This is a genomic window from Enterobacter sp. CP102, from assembly GCF_025152625.1.
In the GTDB taxonomy this organism is placed as follows: domain Bacteria; phylum Pseudomonadota; class Gammaproteobacteria; order Enterobacterales; family Enterobacteriaceae; genus Enterobacter; species Enterobacter soli.
In genome coordinates, this window is the sequence record NZ_CP104014.1 from 2,283,682 (window position 1) to 2,302,611 (window position 18,930).

At 54.4% G+C, this 18,930-nt stretch carries 19 protein-coding genes; 14 read left to right on the plus strand and 5 right to left on the minus strand.

Annotated features, from left to right (window positions below; all coding sequences use genetic code 11):
- Positions 1-66: 66 nt before the first annotated feature.
- Both N1249_RS10755 and N1249_RS10760 read left to right on the plus strand, forming a co-directional pair.
- Entirely contained in the window at positions 67-1,662 is a 1,596-nt protein-coding gene (locus tag N1249_RS10755) for an ABC transporter substrate-binding protein (protein ID WP_259837646.1), read from the plus strand.
- 133 nt (positions 1,663-1,795) lie between these two features.
- On the plus strand, positions 1,796-2,470 hold the full coding sequence (locus tag N1249_RS10760; protein WP_259837649.1) for a DUF3313 domain-containing protein: 675 nt from the start codon (positions 1,796-1,798) through the stop codon (positions 2,468-2,470).
- 35 nt (positions 2,471-2,505) lie between these two features.
- Here the strand turns inward: N1249_RS10760 and N1249_RS10765 are convergent, their stop codons facing one another.
- The gene (locus N1249_RS10765) at positions 2,506-3,402 is read right to left on the minus strand and encodes a DMT family transporter (RefSeq protein ID WP_259837651.1); all 897 of its coding nucleotides are present in this window, start codon (positions 3,400-3,402) and stop codon (positions 2,506-2,508) included.
- Positions 3,403-3,576: 174 nt separating this feature from the next.
- Between N1249_RS10765 and N1249_RS10770 the strand changes: the two genes are divergently transcribed.
- On the plus strand, positions 3,577-4,449 hold the full coding sequence (locus tag N1249_RS10770; protein WP_259838079.1) for a helix-turn-helix transcriptional regulator: 873 nt from the start codon (positions 3,577-3,579) through the stop codon (positions 4,447-4,449).
- Here the strand turns inward: N1249_RS10770 and N1249_RS10775 are convergent.
- Positions 4,429-5,595 carry a benzoate/H(+) symporter BenE family transporter gene (locus tag N1249_RS10775; protein ID WP_259837653.1) on the minus strand — a complete coding sequence of 389 codons (1,167 nt, stop codon included), beginning with the start codon at positions 5,593-5,595 and terminating at the stop codon, positions 4,429-4,431. The two genes, N1249_RS10770 and N1249_RS10775, sit on opposite strands and share 21 nt — an antisense overlap.
- Before the next feature lie 92 nt (positions 5,596-5,687).
- On the opposite strand from N1249_RS10775, the gene N1249_RS10780 reads away from it, so the two are divergent.
- Positions 5,688-6,215, plus strand: coding sequence for a helix-turn-helix domain-containing protein (locus N1249_RS10780; RefSeq protein ID WP_259837655.1), 528 nt, complete (start codon positions 5,688-5,690; stop codon positions 6,213-6,215).
- 80 nt (positions 6,216-6,295) lie between these two features.
- Entirely contained in the window at positions 6,296-8,260 is a 1,965-nt protein-coding gene (locus N1249_RS10785) for a U32 family peptidase (protein ID WP_259837657.1), read from the plus strand.
- Here the strand turns inward: N1249_RS10785 and N1249_RS10790 are convergent, their stop codons facing one another.
- Together N1249_RS10790 and N1249_RS10795 are read right to left on the minus strand one after the other, a co-directional pair.
- Positions 8,261-8,491, minus strand: coding sequence for a DUF2554 family protein (locus N1249_RS10790; RefSeq protein WP_182061070.1), 231 nt, complete (start codon positions 8,489-8,491; stop codon positions 8,261-8,263). It lies immediately after the preceding gene.
- A gap of 141 nt (positions 8,492-8,632) precedes the next feature.
- Positions 8,633-8,938: a hypothetical protein gene (locus N1249_RS10795; RefSeq protein WP_259837668.1), complete on the minus strand. Its 306-nt coding sequence runs from the start codon at positions 8,936-8,938 to the stop codon at positions 8,633-8,635.
- A 327-nt stretch (positions 8,939-9,265) separates the two neighbouring features.
- On the opposite strand from N1249_RS10795, the gene N1249_RS10800 reads away from it, so the two are divergent.
- Complete coding sequence (locus N1249_RS10800) at positions 9,266-9,643, plus strand: hypothetical protein (RefSeq protein ID WP_259837670.1); 378 nt, start codon at positions 9,266-9,268, stop codon at positions 9,641-9,643.
- 172 nt (positions 9,644-9,815) lie between these two features.
- On the opposite strand, the gene ftrA is transcribed toward N1249_RS10800, so the two are convergent.
- Positions 9,816-10,823, minus strand: coding sequence for a transcriptional regulator FtrA (gene ftrA, locus N1249_RS10805; RefSeq protein ID WP_259837672.1), 1,008 nt, complete (start codon positions 10,821-10,823; stop codon positions 9,816-9,818).
- Between the two features lie 73 nt (positions 10,824-10,896).
- Here ftrA and N1249_RS10810 point away from each other — a divergent pair, with 73 nt between their 5' ends.
- The 8 genes from N1249_RS10810 (at position 10,897) to zinT (ending at position 18,917) form a co-directional block, all read left to right on the plus strand.
- Positions 10,897-11,316, plus strand: coding sequence for a rhodanese-like domain-containing protein (locus tag N1249_RS10810; RefSeq protein WP_259837674.1), 420 nt, complete (start codon positions 10,897-10,899; stop codon positions 11,314-11,316).
- 151 nt (positions 11,317-11,467) lie between these two features.
- Positions 11,468-12,571 carry a cobalamin-independent methionine synthase II family protein gene (locus N1249_RS10815; protein WP_259837677.1) on the plus strand — a complete coding sequence of 368 codons (1,104 nt, stop codon included), beginning with the start codon at positions 11,468-11,470 and terminating at the stop codon, positions 12,569-12,571.
- Between the two features lie 203 nt (positions 12,572-12,774).
- The gene (urtA, locus tag N1249_RS10820) at positions 12,775-14,046 is read left to right on the plus strand and encodes an urea ABC transporter substrate-binding protein (protein ID WP_014070264.1); all 1,272 of its coding nucleotides are present in this window, start codon (positions 12,775-12,777) and stop codon (positions 14,044-14,046) included.
- A gap of 24 nt (positions 14,047-14,070) precedes the next feature.
- On the plus strand, positions 14,071-15,645 hold the full coding sequence (gene urtB, locus N1249_RS10825) for an urea ABC transporter permease subunit UrtB (protein ID WP_259837679.1): 1,575 nt from the start codon (positions 14,071-14,073) through the stop codon (positions 15,643-15,645).
- Entirely contained in the window at positions 15,645-16,718 is a 1,074-nt protein-coding gene (gene urtC / locus N1249_RS10830) for an urea ABC transporter permease subunit UrtC (protein WP_259837682.1), read from the plus strand. Before urtB ends, urtC begins: the two co-directional genes overlap by 1 nt.
- Entirely contained in the window at positions 16,718-17,515 is a 798-nt protein-coding gene (gene urtD, locus N1249_RS10835; protein ID WP_182061079.1) for an urea ABC transporter ATP-binding protein UrtD, read from the plus strand. Before urtC ends, urtD begins: the two co-directional genes overlap by 1 nt.
- 9 nt (positions 17,516-17,524) lie before the next feature.
- Positions 17,525-18,223, plus strand: coding sequence for an urea ABC transporter ATP-binding subunit UrtE (gene urtE, locus N1249_RS10840; protein WP_259837685.1), 699 nt, complete (start codon positions 17,525-17,527; stop codon positions 18,221-18,223).
- Between the two features lie 52 nt (positions 18,224-18,275).
- Positions 18,276-18,917 carry a metal-binding protein ZinT gene (gene zinT, locus N1249_RS10845; RefSeq protein ID WP_259837687.1) on the plus strand — a complete coding sequence of 214 codons (642 nt, stop codon included), beginning with the start codon at positions 18,276-18,278 and terminating at the stop codon, positions 18,915-18,917.
- Positions 18,918-18,930: the final 13 nt, after the last annotated feature.

The window sequence follows — 18,930 nt, forward strand, 5'->3', positions numbered from 1 at the left end:
TTTAATGTTATTTATGAAATGGCAAAAGAATTAATTAGCCGTCGAATTAAAAAGACAGGAAAAAAGATGAAAAGCAAACTCACCATGTTAACGCTGGCGCTTACCGCGCTGACGGCCAGTTCCGCCGTTAGTGCGAAAACGCTGGTGTATTGCTCCGAAGGATCGCCGGAGAACTTCAATCCTCAGCTGTATACGTCTGGCACCAGCGTGGATGCCAGCGCCGTACCGGTTTATAACCGCCTGGTGGATTTTAAACCCGGCACAACCGAGCTGGTACCGAGCCTGGCAGAAAGCTGGGATGTGAGTGAAGACGGTAAGGTCTATACCTTCCATCTGCGCAAAGGGGTTAAGTTCCAGAGCAACAAGTCCTTTACGCCAACGCGTGACTTTAACGCCGATGACGTGATTTTCTCGTTCATGCGCCAGAAAGACGTCAATCACCCTTATCACAATGTCTCTAACGGCAGTTATTCCAACTTCGAAAGCCTGGAGTTTGGCAGCCTGATCACCGCCATCGACAGGGTGGATGACCATACGGTGCGCTTTACCCTGGCGCACCCGGAAGCCCCGTTTGTGGCCGACCTGGCCTGGTATTTTGCCTCGATCCTGTCGGCTGAATATGCCGATGCGATGCTCAAAGCAGGAACGCCAGAGAAGGTGGATATGGAGCCGATAGGCACCGGACCGTTCCGGCTGGCGCAGTATCAGAAGGATTCGCGTATTCTGTTTACCGCATTCCCGGAATACTGGCAGGGTAAATCGAAACTCGATCGTCTGGTGTTTACCATTACGCCAGATGCCTCGGTACGTTTTGCTAAAATCGAGAAAAACGAGTGTCAGGTAATGCCGTTCCCGAACCCGGCCGATCTGCCGCGAATGAAGGCCAACAAAGACATTAACCTGATGAGCAAGGCAGGGCTGAACACCGGATTCCTGGCGTTTAATACCCAGAAGCCGCCGCTTGATAACGTGAAGGTGCGTCAGGCGCTGGCGATGGCCATCAACAAACCGGCGATTATCGATGCCGTGTTCCACGGTACCGGAACCGCCGCGAAAAACCTGTTACCGCCGGGCGTGTGGAGTGCGGACAGCGAGCTAAAGGATTACGACTACGCTCCTGAAAAAGCTAAAGCCCTGCTCAAAGAGGCCGGGTTTGCCAACGGTATCAGCATTGATTTGTGGGCGATGCCGGTACAGCGCCCGTATAACCCGAACGCTAAGCGTATGGCTGAGATGATTCAGGCGGACTGGGCGAAAATTGGCGTGCAGACCAAAATTGTCACCTACGAATGGGGTGAATACCTCAAGCGCGTGAAGGGGGGTGAACATCAGGCGGCGTTGATGGGCTGGACGACAGCAACGGGCGATCCTGATAACTTCTTTGGTCCGCTGTTTACCTGTACCTCCGCCAATGGCGGGTCGAATTCCGCAAAATGGTGTTATAAGCCGTTTGATAAAATTATTGCTGAGGCCAAATCGATAACCGATCACGATAAACGTGTGGCGTTATACAAAGAAGCGCAGCAGATGATGCACGATCAAATGCCCGCGGTAATGATTGCGCATTCCACGATTTTCGAGCCGGTACGCAAAGAAGTGACAGGCTACGAAATCGACCCGTTTGGTAAGCATCTCTTCTGGCAAGTCGATATTAACCAGTAATTTTTCACTGCCCGAAGCCCTTCGGGCAGTTTTTTTCAATTTGTGCTCTCAACAACATTTTTTCCCACCACACTCTTGCCAATCTTTTGCTATAACTTCAAATGCATACTTGCAGATAACATGGAATATCATCATGCGTACTCAAACTTTCTTTAGGGTTGCAGTGCTTACTGGTCTGTTGGCGTTGGCGGGTTGCTCTTCAAAAGTCGCCGCTCCTGAACAATACTCCGGTTTTTTAAAAGACTATTCTGGCTTAAAAGAAACAACGTCTGCGACAGGCAAACCAACCCTGCGTTGGGTTGACCCGTCTTACAACGAAGCGAATTATGACAATATCGTCTGGAATCCGATTACTTATTATCCGGTTCCAAAACCAACCACGCAGATTGGTCAAAAAACGCTGGATGAGCTGCTGAGTTACACCAACAACAAAATGAAAACGGCGATTGGGCAGCGTAAGCCAATCGTTACTACACCTGGCCCACGCAGCCTGATCTTCCGTGGGGCGGTGACCGGGGTTAGCTCCAAGAAAGAAGGGTTGCAGTTCTATGAAGTGGTCCCTGTTGCGCTGGTCGTAGCGGGTACGCAGATGGCAACAGGCCACCGTACAATGGATACCCACCTGTACTTTGAAGGTGAGCTGATTGATGCGAAAACCGGTAAACCCGTCATTAAAGTGGTTCGTAAAGGCGAAGGTAAAGAGCTGAATAACGAAAGCACGCCAATGACGTTTGCAACGCTGAAGCAGGTTGTTGATGACATGGCAACGGATGCCACTATGTTTGATGTGAAAAAAACCGCGAAATAATTCTGATGACGGCCTGCATTAAGCAGGCCGTTTTTTTATGCCGTACGCAGACGTCTGAACCAGGTTTCCGGCCTGGTAAACATCACCATATTTCCCCCCAGAATCAGCAACAGCCCAATAATCCCATTAATATGCCACACGTAGCCTTCGTAAACGGTTGAGATAGACAACGCAACCAGCGGGAACAGGAGCGTGCTGTAAGCCGCTTTTCCTGCGCCAATGCGACCCACCAGGGTGAAATAAGCGCCAAACGCAATCACCGAACCAAACAGCGCCAGATAAAGCAGGGCACCGATATAGCTCACCGTCCACTCAGGTGCAAAGCTGTCTCCCCGGATCAGGGCAATACAGCCCATGACCAGCGTCCCGTAGAGCATTGCCCAAGCGTTGGTGGTCATGGTTTCCAGCCCGTTGCGCTGGTGGCGCAAACTGATCATATTTCCCAGTGAGAACCCGTAAGTGCCCAGTGCGGAAAGGCCAATTCCCGTCAGTAATGAGGCGCTCCAGCCGCTTGCCAGCAGATCGTCCCAGAAGAGGGTGATAATGCCGATTAACCCCAGTGCTGCTGCCGTCCAGAAGCGTGCCGGTGGTCGCTGGCCGAAGAAGATAAAGCTGTTGATGGCGTTATACAGTACCGCCATGCTGAAAATCACTGATTCCAGCCCGGTGTTAATGTGTGCCGCCGCGGTGTAAAAACACCAGAAGTTGAAGCAGAACACGCAGCAGCCCTGAATGATGCAAAAAAGATGGTCCCGCAATGACAGTTTGCGCAGACGACGCAGGGCAACTAAGACAACCATCATAATGGCGCAGGCAACGGCAAAGCGCCAAAAAATGGACACGGGAGCCGCGACAGGCCCTTGTTGCAGAAAAATCGCAATCCAGGTAGTTCCCCAGATAACCACCACCAGCCCGTATAACAGTGCGTTCATGTTCTCTCTCTTCTCAAACCGCGAAAACCCTCAGTGTGGCGGCTGGAAGCCCCGCACGCTTTCACCCGCTTGCGGTGGACTTGCAAATTCTTGCGCTTTTTTATCGTCAGGGCACTGGCAACGGGGGGCAACAATTCTTAGACTGATACTCTGATTAATGAAGTGTTAATGGTTATGTCCCACGCTTACGAAACCTTTGAAACGCTACGCCAGCAGAACGCGGTGCTCCGGGAAACGGTTGCGCTCAACTCCGGTATTCAGCTGGCGGCGTGGTACAACAAGCACGACACCATAACCGTTAAGAGCGATCACCATACCCTCAGCCTGTACGTGGCTGACGGCTACGAGAGTTATCAAAAAACACCGGGTGGCTGGAAAAATGGCGGCGGCCCGGACCGTTTCTGTCTGATGCCCAAAGAGAGTGAGTCCACCTGGGATATCCGCGATGACTTGTCGTTTGTCCATCTTTACTGTACCGATGAACATTTGCGCGATATCGGCGAGAAGATCTGGGATAAGCGCCCGGTATCCCTGACGCTTGATGAAAAAATCTTTGGCAGCGACCCGAAAATTACCGCGCTGTATCGCCAGTTTTTGCTCGGCTGCGACTGGCAACAAAAAGCCAATCAGCTCACCCTGAGCACAGCATCAACGATGTTGCTGACGCATCTGCTGCAAAACTACGCCAACGTGCAGTGGAAACTGCCGGTGGTGACAGGGGGATTGTCGCCATTTGTACTGCGAAACGTTCTGGCATTTATTGAAGAAAACCTCGCGCAACCGCTGACGCTGGCTGAACTGGCCGCACAGGCCGCGTTAAGTGAGTACCATTTTGCCCGCATGTTCCGCCAGTCAATGCAGCAAGCGCCGCATCAGTATGTGATGCAGCGCCGGATGGAAAAAGCCAGAGTGCTGGTCACCCACACCAGCCAGCCGCTGACCGACATCGCGCTTGCCTGCGGCTTTAACTCTGCCAGCCATTTCAGTAACCGTTTTCGCAGCGTAATGGGCGTAACGCCATCCCAGTTACGTGCGGCGAGCGCGTAGTAAAACGGTGTAGCAAAGCCCGCCAGCAATCAATCCCCAGAACGCAGAACCAATGCCCAGTATTGTTACGCCGCTGGCGGTCATCAGGAAAGTGACAATCGCCGCGTCACGCTCCGCTTCGTTATTCAATGCCTGATACAAACTTCCGCTGATGGTGCCCAGCAGCGCCAGCCCGGCCAGCGTCTGGATCCAGCTCAGCGGCAGGGCGGCCATCAGCCCGGTGATGGAGCCGCCAAACACGCCCGCCAGAAGGTAAAAAATGCCCGCAGCGGCGGCGGCAATCCAGCGTTTACCGGCATCCGGGTGTGCATCAGGACTCTGGCAAATGGCCGCGGTGATTGCAGCGATGCAGATCGAATAGACCCCGAACGGTGAAAACAGTAAGGCAATTCCGCCGGTAACGATGATGAGTGGCGACACCGCCAGCGGATAACCGGAGGCTTTCATGGTGGCAAAACCGGGGGCGTTTTGCGAGGCCATGGTCACCAGGAAAAACGGCAATCCGATGCTGACCAGACTGGTAAAGGTAAATGTGGGGGCGATAAATTGCGGCATAACAACCGAAAGGGTGATTTTATCCGTGACAACGTCACCACCAGCCCAGGCAACGGCCCCGCCAACCAACAGGGTGGCCACAATGGCGTAGCGCGGCGCAAACGCTTTGGCAATTAGCCACGCCGCCAGCATACTGCCGCACAACAGAAAATGACCGTCGAGATGGCTGAAGGCCTGAAGGCCGAAGCGCAGCAATACCCCAGCCAGCATAGCCGCCGCAAGGGAGTGCGGAATAAGCTTCATCAGGCGGGCAAACAGCCCGGTCAGCCCGCATAGCAGAATGAGCGCGTTGGCAAAAATAAAAATGCCGATCGTTTCTGCCAGAGTTACACCGTGCAGGCTGGTGGCCAGCAGTGCGGCACCCGGCGTGGACCAGGCGGTAAGCACCGGCGCTTTATACCAGCAGGAGAGCGCAAGCGTGCTGACACCCATCCCAAGGCCGAGAGCGGTCATCCAGCCAGCAATCTGCCCGGCGTTTGCCCCTGCGGCGGCGGCTGCCTGCCAGATAATCGCCGCTGAACTGGCATAGCCCACCAGCACGGCAACAAATCCGGCCAGAATCGCGGGAAAGAGAGGCGTTGAACTGCGCATAAAAACTCCATTGTGCGTTATAGCGTCCGAAGCAATGTAACACTGTGCGCTATAGCGTACAAGTGGTACACTTTGCGCCAACAGGAGGATTTATGGACATTACGCAACATCTTGCATCCACACTGAAAAACCTGCGCCAGACGCGCGGGTGGAGCCTGTCAAAGCTTGCTGAAGAGACGGGCGTGTCAAAAGCGATGCTCGGCCAAATTGAGCGCAACGAATCCAGCCCTACGGTTTCGACGCTCTGGAAAATAGCAACCGGACTGAACGTCCCGTTTTCCGTTTTCATTACCCCGCAGGCCAGCCCGGAAGCGGTGTTCGATCCGCAGCAGCAGGCGATGGTGGTTAAACCGTTATTCCCCTGGGACGAGGCGCTGAGATACGATCACTTCTCGATAACCCTTGCCCCCGGCGCGATAAGTGAATCCACGCCGCACGAAGCGGGCGTCATTGAGCATGTGGTGGTGATAAGCGGCGAGCTTGATATGCACATCGACGGCGAGTGGCGCACTATTCAGGCTGATTCTGGCGTGCGTTTTGCGGGCGATAAACCCCATGCGTACCGCAACAGCAGCGCCCTGACGGTGCACTTTCATTCACTGATCCATTATCCTCGCTGAAGGTACGCAAAACTGTTTCGCTAACGCATACTTCTGACTACAATAGCCGCCATTTTGACCATAACGGATAACGACGAAGTATGCGCCTGCAATCCCATCATCTTGAACTTTTAAGCCCGGCCCGTGATGCCGCCATTGCCCGTGAAGCGATCCTTCACGGTGCTGATGCCGTCTACATTGGTGGCCCTGGCTTCGGTGCCCGCCATAACGCCAGCAACAGCCTGAGCGATATTGCCGAGCTGGTGCCGTTCGCCCATCGCTACGGGGCGAAAGTGTTCGTGACCCTGAACACCATTCTTCATGATGATGAGCTGGAGCCTGCGCAGCGTCTGATCACTGACCTGTACCAGACCGGCGTTGATGCGCTTATTGTGCAGGACATGGGCGTGCTGGAGCTGGATATTCCGCCGATTGAGCTGCACGCCAGTACCCAGTGCGATATCCGCACCGTAGAAAAGGCGAAGTTCCTCTCCGACGTCGGTTTCTCTCAGATAGTGCTGGCGCGTGAACTGAACCTGAACCAGATCCGCGATATCCACCAGGCCACTGACGCCACCATCGAGTTCTTTATCCACGGCGCCCTGTGCGTTGCCTATTCCGGGCAGTGCAATATCTCCCACGCCCAGACCGGGCGTAGCGCCAACCGTGGCGATTGCTCTCAGGCGTGCCGTCTGCCGTACACCCTGAAAGACGATCAGGGCCGCGTAGTGGCCTTTGAAAAACACCTGCTTTCCATGAAAGATAACGATCAGACCGCCAACCTCGGCGCGCTGATCGACGCTGGTGTACGTTCCTTCAAAATTGAAGGGCGTTACAAAGACATGAGCTACGTGAAAAACATCACCGCGCACTATCGTCAGATGCTGGATGCCATTATTGAAGATCGCGGTGACCTGGCGCGTGCGTCTGCCGGGCGTACAGAGCACTTCTTTATCCCGTCGACCGATAAAACCTTCCACCGCGGCAGCACCGATTACTTTGTGAATGCCCGTAAAGGTGACATCGGTGCGTTCGATTCGCCGAAGTTTGTCGGTCTGCCGGTAGGCACGGTGCTGAAAGTGGCAAAAGATCATCTGGACGTGGAAGTGACGGAGCCGCTGGCGAACGGCGATGGCCTGAACGTGATGATCAAGCGTGAAGTGGTAGGTTTTCGCGCCAACACAGTTGAAAAAACCGCTGAGAATCGTTATCGCGTCTGGCCGAATGAGATGCCAGCCGATCTGTATAAAGCGCGTCCTGACGCAGCGCTTAACCGCAACCTGGATCACAACTGGCAGCAGGCGTTACTGAAAACCTCCAGCGAGCGTCGCATTGCGGTAGATATTGAGCTGGGCGGCTGGGAAGAACAGCTGATCCTGACCATGACCAGCGAAGATGGTGTCAGCGTGACCCATACCCTTGATGGCCAGTTCGAGGTAGCTAACAACGCGGAAAAAGCGCTGAACAACCTGAAGGATGGGGTGGCGAAGCTGGGGCAAACCCTTTATTACGCCCGCAAAATCGAAGTGAACCTGCCGGATGCGCTGTTTGTACCAAATAGCCTGCTGAATCAGTTCCGTCGTGAAACGGCAGAAATGCTCGACGAGGTGCGCCTGGCTAACTATCCGCGCGGCAGCCGCAAAGCCGTTTCTGTGCCTGCACCGGTCTATCCTGAATCGCACTTATCCTTCCTCGCAAACGTCTACAACCATAAGGCGCGCGAGTTCTATCATCGCTATGGCGTGCAACTGATTGACGCGGCGTATGAAGCGCACGAAGAGAAGGGCGATGTGCCGGTGATGATCACCAAACACTGCCTGCGCTTTGCGTTTAACCTGTGTCCGAAACAGGCGAAGGGCAATATTAAAAGCTGGAAAGCAACCCCAATGCAGCTGGTGAACGGGGATGAGGTGTTGACCCTGAAATTTGACTGCCGTCCGTGCGAGATGCACGTGATTGGTAAGATGAAAAACCACATCTTCAAAATGCCGCAGCCGGGCAGCATTGTTGCCTCTGTCAGCCCTGAAGATCTGATGAAAACCCTGCCAAAACGTAAAGGCAGTTAATCAACGAAAGTGAGTATCGGGTTTGCGGGATTTCTGCCAGTGATGGTGTTCGCGCAAGCCCTCTGCGGAATCTTCTGCCACGCTGCGTAGTTCGTCGCTGTCGGCTTCATGACGAAGCTGATGGTCGACATTCTTCACCCATAAAAAGGTGTGCCCTTTGTGTCCTGCCATCAACTGACCCGAAAATAATGCGCAGATCAACATGATTGCCGATAACCCTTTTCTAAACATTATTTCACCGCTGAATTACATTTCACGGCTATGATGCAGATAGTTTTATTGAGTTATTATTCAACTATTCAAATTCACGCAAAGGGATTGTCAGTTTCTGTGGTAACCGGAAATAATACAGGGGCATAACGCCCCTGAATTTTAATTACGCTGGTCTTGCGGTGGTAATGGCTTTTTACCGTCTTTTGGCGGCTGTTTGCCATCATTATGCTGTGGGCCTTTCCCATCGTGTTGTGGTTTATCGCCACGATGCTGAGACTTATCGCCATTCATATTATGCTGCGGTGCTTTACCTTCGTGCTGAGGTTGTTTGCCATCACGTGGCGGTTGTTTTTGGTTGTGCTCAGTTGACTGCTTTTCAAACGGCACGGGTGGTTTGTTATCCGCAAACGCGTAAGACGACAGGCCCAGCGCGATGACCGCAGCAAGTGTGGTGATTTTTTTCATGTTGTAGTTTCCTTTCTTTTTGTTTGACGCCGCAGATTTGAACACCGAAAAGTGGAGAAAATGTGGATGCGTGCTGAGATTAAGAATCTGCCTGGAATGGCTGGAAAAGTCCTGGGTGCACAAAAGAATAATCTGAAAAATTAAACCTGGTATGATTCCGGATATAGGCGGTTAATTGAACAATTAGGCCCATGGAATCAGGCGTGGCCGCATAGCATATATATAAATCTAAAAAATCAGCCATTTTTGGTAAATAAAGATAAATGAGGATTCAGGATAAATCTTATATAATGACGGTCTTCTGGTTAAGGAATGGGATCTTCCAAAATGAAAAAATCACTCTCTGTGGCTATTGCGGTCATCGCTGTAGCGGCAACAGCGTGTGTCAATTACGCCTATAATAACAAACCTGATTTTATGGAATCTGCCGAATCCCGTGTGGGTTCATATCTGACCAGCGACTACGGCAAAGTGTCCTGCACCAGCATCCAGATTGACGATAAACGCTGGGAGCTGGACTGCCTGAATCAAAAACGCGGAAAAAGCTTCCAGTTTGCGGTCTATTCGGCTGAACAGGCCCCTTACGATGTATCACGCTCTTTTTATCTTGAAGCCATCAATGACGATGCAAAACAGAGCGCCAGCCAGGGTTTAATGAAGTATCTGCAAATCAATACCAAAGACGCGGACGTCACCCAATCCTGATCGTAAAACAAGTTCATTGCGTTGTTTAGCATTTGTTGAGATGACCCGTGATAGGGTGATCGCAGTACACAACCCGTCATGGAATGGCGGGGATGTTGATACCTAAATACAAATCTATCCATGCAAGCATTTACCGCCATTCAATGGCGGTTTTTTTTTTGCCTGTCTGCCATCAGGGCCGTTCAGAGGAAAGGATGAACTGTTTGCGATACTGCGCCGGAGAAAGTGCGAAATGTTGGCGGAAATGGTGGCGCAGCGTAGCCGCTTGTCCAAACCCGGTCTGTTCGGCAATGCTGTCGATGCTTAAGCGGCTATTTTCCAGATAATCTTTCGCCCGCAGCAGCCTTTCGTTCAGCAACCAGCGCGCGGGCGTTGTGCCTGTTGCGTCCTGAAAGCGGCGCAGAAAGGTGCGCTGGCTCATTCCCACGCGCTGCGAGAGTGAATCGACGCTGTGCGATTGCGCCAGATGCTGATGAAGATAATCAAACAACTTGCCAAAACGCTGGCTTTCCCGCAGTTGCGCTACCGGGCGGCTTAACTGCTGTGTCTGCGAACCATCCCGATGAGGCGGAATAACAAGACGGTGGGCCACGCGATTCGCCGCTTCCATGCCGTAATCCCGGCGGACCACGTGCAGGCATAAATCAATGCCCGCCGCGCTGCCGGCGGAGGACAGAATATCCCCTTCATCCTGATACAGCACGTCTTCTACCACATCGATGGCCGGGAAACGTGTTTTAAGCGTCTCAATATAGCGCCAGTGGGTTGTGGCGCGACGTCCGTCGAGTAACCCGGAGGCCGCCAGCACGAACACCCCGGAGCAGATTGACATCACCTGGCATCCCCGGGCGCTGGCCTGACGCAGCGCGTCGCACAGGGCCTCCGGCACCGGTGAGTCCATTCCACGCCAGCCGGGCACCACGATCAGGTCGGCGTGTTCCAGCAAACTGAGATCGCCGTCGGCCAGAATGCGGATCCCGCCCGTCGCCCGAAGTTCACCTTCATCAACCGCCGCCACGGCAAAACGATACCAGGTTTCACCCATTTCCGGGCGTGGAAGTCCGAAGACTTCAACCGCTACGCCAAACTCAAAGGTACACAGCCCGTCATAGGCAAGCACGACCACCTGCGGCGGGGAAAGCTGTCTTAACTTTGTCATCTTTTTGCGGTTTTCTGGCATGAGCGGACGCATTCAGTGGGTGAATTTATGGATAGAGTAGTGTTAACACAAACGCCATAGAGGAGAAAGGTTCATGAGTTATGTTACGGAGTTTCCGGCAGCCGAGCCACAGGAAGCCGTTGCCCATTTTCTGCGTCGTCTGAGCGTGGAAACAGACTGCGCAGATGTGTATCACGCCATGACCAATAACGATCAGGATTTTGTTTTGCTGCACGTGGTGGGTAAACCTGAGCAGTTTGCCCGTCGTCATGTTCCGGGCGCCGTCCATTTGCCCTGGAGCCAGATCACGGCGGAGCGCATGGCGCAGTGGCCAGACGATACGGTCTTTGTGGTCTATTGTGCCGGGCCGCACTGTAACGGCGCTGACAGAGCCGCGCTGAAGCTCGCCCGTCTGGGGTTGCCGGTAAAAATCATGCTCGGCGGGATCACCGGCTGGCAGGATGAAAACTTCGACTTTGCCGGGCAAATTTCATCAGCACCTGGCTTAAGATGAATTTTTTTCAACACATGTGAAATTTTCTCGTTTGTCGTGACGCGGCGGGTATGACATCTTTTTTGGACATTTAGACATCCAGAAGTCTAAAAGTTCAAGAGATGAATTATCACTGTTGGCAATTATCTGCCGGCAGAAACAGGAGATTTCCATGCAGCGACAACACGCCCCGTACCGCGCCGATGTAGTAGGCAGTTTTTTACGCCCGGATGCCATCAAACAGGCTCGTCTGAAATTCGCCAGCGGTGAGATTGATGCCGGACAGCTTCGCGCTGTTGAGGACGAGGCTATCCGCCATGTTGTCGAACAGCAGTGTGCCTGTGGCCTGCATGTGGTCACCGACGGGGAGTTTCGTCGCGCCTGGTGGCATTTCGATTTCTTCGACGGTTTGCAGGGCGTTGAACGTTACGATTCTCAGCAGGGGATCCAGTTCAACGGGGTGCAGACCAAAGCCCACGGCGTGCGTGTCACCGGCAAACTGGGATTTGGTGAGCACCCAATGCTGGCTGATTTCCGCTACCTGAAGAGCATCAGTGGGAATGCGCAGCCGAAGATGACCATTCCAAGCCCAAGCGTGCTGCATTTCCGTGGCGGTCGCAAAGATATCGACGCAACGGTCTACCCGGATCTGGATGCCTATTTTGACGACCTGGCAACCACCTGGCGCGATGCGATTCAGGCGTTCTATGCCGCAGGTTGTCGTTATCTGCAACTGGACGACACCGTCTGGGCGTATTTGTGCTCTGACGATCAGCGTCGTCAGATCCGCGAACGTGGTGATGATGCCGATGAGCTGGCTCGCACCTATGCCCGCGTGCTGAATAAAGCGCTGGAAGGAAAACCAGAGGACCTGACCATCGGCCTGCATGTCTGTCGCGGCAATTTCCGCTCAACCTGGATTTCCGAAGGCGGTTACGAGCCGGTGGCTGAAGTGCTGTTTGGCACGGTCAACGTCGACGCCTTCTTCCTGGAGTACGATAACGATCGCAGCGGTGATTTTGCGCCATTACGCTTTATCCGTCCGGGTAAACAGCAGGTGGTGCTGGGCCTTATCACCACCAAAAATGGCGAGCTGGAAAACCCGCAGGGCGTGAAGGCGCGTCTGGAAGAGGCGGCGCAATATGTCGCGAAAGAGCAGATTTGTTTAAGCCCGCAGTGCGGTTTTGCCTCTACTGAAGAGGGCAACACCCTGAGCGAAACCCAGCAGTGGGACAAAGTGCGTCTGGTGACGCAAATCGCCAGCGAAGTCTGGTAATACTTCTGGTACAGCGCTGCATTATTAAAGTGCAGCGCTGTACCATTCTGAGTCGTTTTCCCCGCAGCCCGTCATTCCGCCCCCGAAAATCCACGTTTTTCATCCTGGCATCCTTTTTGCTCCTCTTAAGCTGACACATGTTTATTTTCTGCGTCCACGCGGTAACGGACGTTTAGCACAGCTTTCTTTTCAGGAGTGAAAATATGCACCGTCGTACCTTTGTAAAAGCTTTTGCACTGTCGGCCTCTGTGGTCGCTATGGGAATGAGTTTTGGTGTGCAGGCTGCGGATACCATCAAAGTGGGGATCATGCACTCGTTGTCCGGCACGATGGCTATCTCTGAAACGCCCCTGAAAGATGTTGCCCTGATGACGATCGATGAGATCAACGCTAAAGGTGGCGTGCTGGGCAAAAAGCTGGAGCCCGTTGTGGTCGACCCGGCATCTAACTGGCCGCTGTTCGCGGAAAAAGCCCGACAGCTGCTGAGCCAGGATAAGGTGGCGGTGGTGTTTGGCTGCTGGACATCGGTATCTCGTAAGTCCGTATTGCCGGTCTTTGAAGAGCTGAACGGGCTGCTGTTCTACCCGGTGCAATACGAAGGCGAAGAGATGTCGCCAAACGTCTTCTATACCGGGGCGGCGCCAAACCAGCAGGCTATCCCGGCAGTGGAATACCTGATGAGTGAAGACGGCGGCAGTGCCAAACGCTTCTTCCTGCTCGGCACCGATTATGTCTACCCGCGCACTACCAACAAAATCCTGCGCGCGTTCCTGCACTCGAAAGGGGTTCAGGATAAAGATATCGAAGAGGTGTACACCCCCTTCGGGCACAGTGATTACCAGACCATCGTGGCCAATATCAAGAAGTTCTCCGCGGGCGGTAAAACAGCCGTAGTTTCCACCATTAACGGCGATTCCAACGTTCCATTCTATAAAGAGCTGGCAAACCAGGGGCTGAAAGCGACCGATGTGCCGGTGGTGGCGTTCTCCGTGGGTGAAGAGGAGCTGCGCGGCATCGATACCAAACCGCTGGTGGGTAACCTTGCGGCGTGGAACTACTTTGAGTCCGTCGATAACCCAACCAACCAGGCCTTTGTGGCGGATTACAAAGCCTACGCCAAAGCGCACAAGCTGCCGAACGCCGATACCGTGGTCACCAACGACCCGATGGAAGCCACCTACGTGGGGATCCACATGTGGGCGCAGGCGGTAGAAAAAGCCGGTACCACCGATGTGGATAAAGTCCGTGCGGCAATGGCGGGGCAATCTTACAAAGCGCCATCCGGCTTTACGCTGACCATGGATGCCACCAACCACCATCTGCATAAGCCGGTCATGATTGGCGAAATTGAAGGTAACGGGCAGTTTAACGTGGTCTGGCAGACGGAGCAGCCGGTACGTGCCCAGCCGTGGAGTCCGTTCATTGCCGGTAATGACAAAAAACCCGATCAGCCAATGAAAACGGCCAGCAACTAAGCCATTGTCAAAGGGAGAAAAGCCATGAATATCATGCGCGTTATTGTCGCTGTTGTATGGCTTACCGGACTGCTGCCAGGGATGGCGCAGGCATCGGATGCTGATGATTTTGTTGCCGCCAGCCGCAGCCAGCAGGCTGCGATGCTGGAACAGTGGGCAGCCTCGCCGCAAGCGGCCCGGCTGCCGCTGTTACAGGCGCTGCAAAAAGAAAATCTCTATCTCGACACTCAAAAACATGCGTTTACCCGCAGCAACGGTGTGATGGTAGCGCTGGGTGACGCAACGGCGGCAGAAGGGCAACCAAAAGCCGTCCGTCTGACTAACCGCCTGCGGGTGCTGGCGACCATGGCGCTTGCTACACATCAACTTGTGAGTGACAGTGTCACGCAAAGGCGGGATGCTGCGAGACAACTTCAGCGCGACGCTCAGCCCGATATGCTCGATTTCCTGCAAAAGCGGGCGAGCAGTGAAACGGATGATGTCGCACGCCAGGCGTTGTTGCTGGCGCTGGCGAATCTGCAACTGACCAGCCCACAGGCCGATGTGCGCCTCAGGGCCGTGGCGCTTTTGGGGCAGTCTGACGATCCGGATGTTCAGGCAAAACTGACGCCATTTGCTCAGGCGCAAACTGAACCGGATGCCAGAGTGCGTGCCGCTGCCGAAGAGAGCCTGAATCACATTAAACACCGCCTGATGTGGGGCGATTTACTCGGCCAGGCCTTTATGGGGCTGTCGCTGGGCTCCGTACTGCTGCTGGCCGCGCTGGGGCTGGCTATCACCTATGGATTACTGGGCGTTATCAACATGGCGCATGGCGAGATGTTGATGCTGGGGGCATATGCCACCTGGATGGTGCAACAGGTCATGGCACAATTTACCCCGCAGTGGCTGGCGCTGTATCCGGTGGTGGCGCTGCCGGTGGCCTTTATGCTGACTGCCTGCGTTGGCATGGTGCTCGAACGCGCGGTTATCCGCCATCTGTATGGCCGGCCACTGGAAACCCTGCTGGCAACCTGGGGGATCAGCCTGATGATTATCCAGCTGGTACGGATGACGTTCGGTGCGCAAAACCTCGAAGTGGCAAACCCGGCCTGGCTTTCCGGCGGGGTACAGGTTTTTGCCAACCTGACGCTGCCGTGGAACCGAATTGTGGTGCTCGGTTTTGTGCTGCTGGTGCTGTTCTTTACCTGGCTTACCCTGAATAAAACCCGTCTGGGGCTGAACGTGCGTGCGGTAACGCAAAACCGCAGCATGGCGGCCTGTTGCGGCGTGCCAACCGGGCGCATAGATATGCTGGCCTTTGGCCTCGGGTCGGGCATTGCCGGTCTGGGTGGTGTGGCGTTATCACAGCTCGGCAACGTGGGGCCTGAACTGGGTCAGGGTTACATTATCGACTCGTTCCTGGTGGTGGTGCTTGGCGGCGTCGGCCAGCTGGCCGGGAGCGTGGCTGCGGCCTTTGGTCTTGGGATCTTCAATAAAATCCTCGAACCGCAGATGGGCGCTGTTCTGGGTAAAATCCTGATCCTGGTGGCGATCATTCTGTTCATTCAGAAGCGTCCGCAGGGGCTGTTTGCACTCAAAGGGAGGGTTATTGACTGATGAGCCAGCCACTTACCTTAACGCTGGCGCGTAAAGCGCCGCGGACCACGCAAATTCTCGGCAGCCTGCTGGTGACACTACTGCTGGTATTGCCTTTCATGGCGCTGTTGCCCGCCACACACCCGCTGGCGTTATCAACCTGGATGCTCACCCTGGTGGGCAAAATTCTCTGTTACGCCATTGTGGCCGTTGCTCTGGATCTGGTGTGGGGCTACGCGGGGATGTTGTCGTTAGGGCATGGCATTTTCTTCGCGCTGGGCGGCTATGCGATGGGGATGTACCTGATGCGTCAGGCGGCGGGTGATGGGTTACCCGCGTTTATGTCGTTCCTCTCCTGGAGCGAACTACCCTGGTTCTGGTGGGGCACCCAGCATTTTGCCTGGGCGTTAGTGTTAATTGTGATGATCCCCGGTCTGCTGGCGCTGGTGTTCGGTTGGTTTGCGTTTCGCTCAAAGATTAAAGGGGTCTATTTCTCGATCATGACCCAGGCGCTGACCTACGCAGGCATGTTGCTTTTCTTTCGTAATGAAACCGGCTTTGGCGGCAACAACGGCTTTACGGGATTCACAACCCTGCTCGGTTTTTCTGTCACCGCGACGTCCACACGCATTGCGCTGTTCCTGGCCACCGTTGTGCTGCTGTTGCTGACGCTGGGTATCGGGTTTGCGCTGGCGAAAAGCAAATTTGGCCGCATTCTGACCGCCGTGCGTGATGCGGAAAACCGCCTGACGTTCTGCGGCTACGATCCGCGTGGTTTTAAGCTGCTGGTGTGGACGTTGTCCGCCGTGCTGTGCGGCCTGGCGGGCGCGTTGTATGTCCCGCAGGTGGGGATTATCAACCCGGGTGAAATGTCGCCCACCAACTCGATTGAAGCCGCTATCTGGGTGGCGCTGGGTGGCCGTGGCACGCTGGTCGGCCCGGTGATTGGCGCTGCGCTGGTCAATGGCGCAAAAAGTGTGTTCACCGTGGCAATGCCGGAATACTGGCAGCTGTTTCTGGGGCTGATTTTTATCGCCGTCACCCTGTTTTTACCGCGCGGCGTCTACGGCCTGTTTCGTAAGGGAGAGAAATAATGCAGCCAGCCGAAGGACTTTTTACCCGCCAGTTGCCAGGCGATCGTTACCGCGACCAGACCGACCCGGTGCTGCAACTTGAGGCCATTAACGTCAATTTCGACGGGTTTCAGGCGCTGACCGACCTGTCGTTAAATATCGGCGTGGGCGAATTACGCTGCGTGATTGGCCCCAATGGCGCCGGTAAAACCACCCTGATGGACGTCATCACCGGCAAGACGCGGCCACAAAGCGGGCGGGCGGTGTATGACCAGTCAATCGATCTCACGGCGCTGGATCCTGCGGCGATCGCCCGTCAGGGCATTGGCAGAAAATTCCAGAAACCCACGGTGTTTGAAGCGCTGACGGTATGGGAAAACCTGGAACTGGCCATGAAGTGTGATAAATCCGTGTGGGCAAGCCTGCGGGCTAAGCTCAGCGGCGAACAGGCTGACCGCATCGACGAGATGCTGGTGTTGTTACGTCTGAGCAGCGAGCGAGACAGACGTGCAGGGCTGCTTTCCCACGGGCAAAAACAGTTTCTGGAAATCGGCATGTTACTGGTTCAGGACCCGCATTTATTACTGCTCGACGAACCTGCCGCCGGGATGACGGATGCTGAAACCGAATACACGGCGGAGCTGTTCAGGACGCTGGCGGGTAAACATTCGCTGATGGTGGTTGAGCATGATATGGGCTTTGTGGAAACCATTGCCGACCACGTGACGGTGCTGCACCAGGGGCGGGTGCTGGCGGAAGGATCGCTTCGCGAAGTGCAGGCCAACGAGCAGGTGATTGAAGTGTATCTGGGGCGCTAAGGAGCATTAATGTTACAGGTCAACGAACTGAATCAGTATTACGGCGGAAGCCATATTCTGCGCGGCGTGAGCTTTGAAGCGGTTACGGGAGAAGTCACCTGCCTTTTAGGCCGCAACGGCGTGGGGAAAACCACGCTGCTGAAATGCCTGATGGGGCTGATTCCGGCCAAAACGGGCGAGGTGCTGTGGCAGGGGAAGAAAATCACGCACAGCAAACCCCATCAGCGCGTGCAGTCAGGCGTGGCGTATGTGCCGCAGGGGCGGGAGATCTTCCCGCGTTTAAGCGTTGAAGAAAACCTGCTCCTGGGGTTATCGCGCTTTTCTGCGCGCGAGGCGAAAAACGTCCCTGAGGAGGTCTGGCAGCTCTTTCCGGTGCTCAAAGAGATGAAACACCGCCGGGGCGGCGATCTTTCCGGTGGGCAACAGCAGCAGCTGGCTATTGGCCGTGCGCTGGCGAGCCGCCCGCAATTGCTTATCCTGGACGAACCAACCGAAGGCATTCAGCCATCGGTGATAAAAGAGATTGGCCAGGTGATCCGCCAGCTGGCTGACCGGGGCGATATGGCCATTCTGCTGGTTGAACAGTTTTACGATTTTGCCGCTGAACTGGCCGACAGCTATTTGCTGATGTCGCGCGGAACCATCATTCAGCGTGGTCGTGGCGAAAATATGGAGCAGGAGGGCGTTCGCGGACTGGTTGCGATCTGAAATGTTATAATATAACATTCTCATTCTTATAAAACGGAGTGAGGGTATTGTTTTGTCTGCACATATTGGAAAATTTGCAATGACTCTGGGGGCGCTGCTGGTCAGCGGCCAGCTTTTTGCCCATTCACATGGTCACCAGATGACGGAAGCCGAACAGCAGGCGGCAAATGGCGTTTTTGCTGACAAAGATGTGAAGGACCGAAAATTGTCCGACTGGGACGGCGTCTGGCAGTCTGTCTATCCGTTCCTGCTGGACGGTTCGCTGGATCCGGTCTTTAAACAGAAAGCCGCAAAAGATAAAAGCAAATCGTTCGACCAGGTCAAAGCGTATTACCGCACGGGCTACGCCACGGATGTCGACAGCATCGGCATTGAAAATAACGTCATGGAGTTCCACAAAGGCAGAGAGGTCAGCAGCTGTCACTACGACTACAGCGGATACAAAATCCTGACTTACGCATCAGGCAAGAAAGGTGTTCGCTATCTGTTTGAGTGTAAGGATGCCAGCAGCAGCGCGCCGAAGTTTGTCCAGTTTAGCGATCACATCATCGGGCCAAAATCGTCCTCGCATTTCCATATCTTTATGGGCAACACCTCCCACGAGGCGCTGCTGAAAGAGATGGATAACTGGCCAACCTATTATCCTAACGAGATGTACAAAGATCAGGTGGTAGACGAGATGTTGCACCACTAGAATTTGCTGTTGC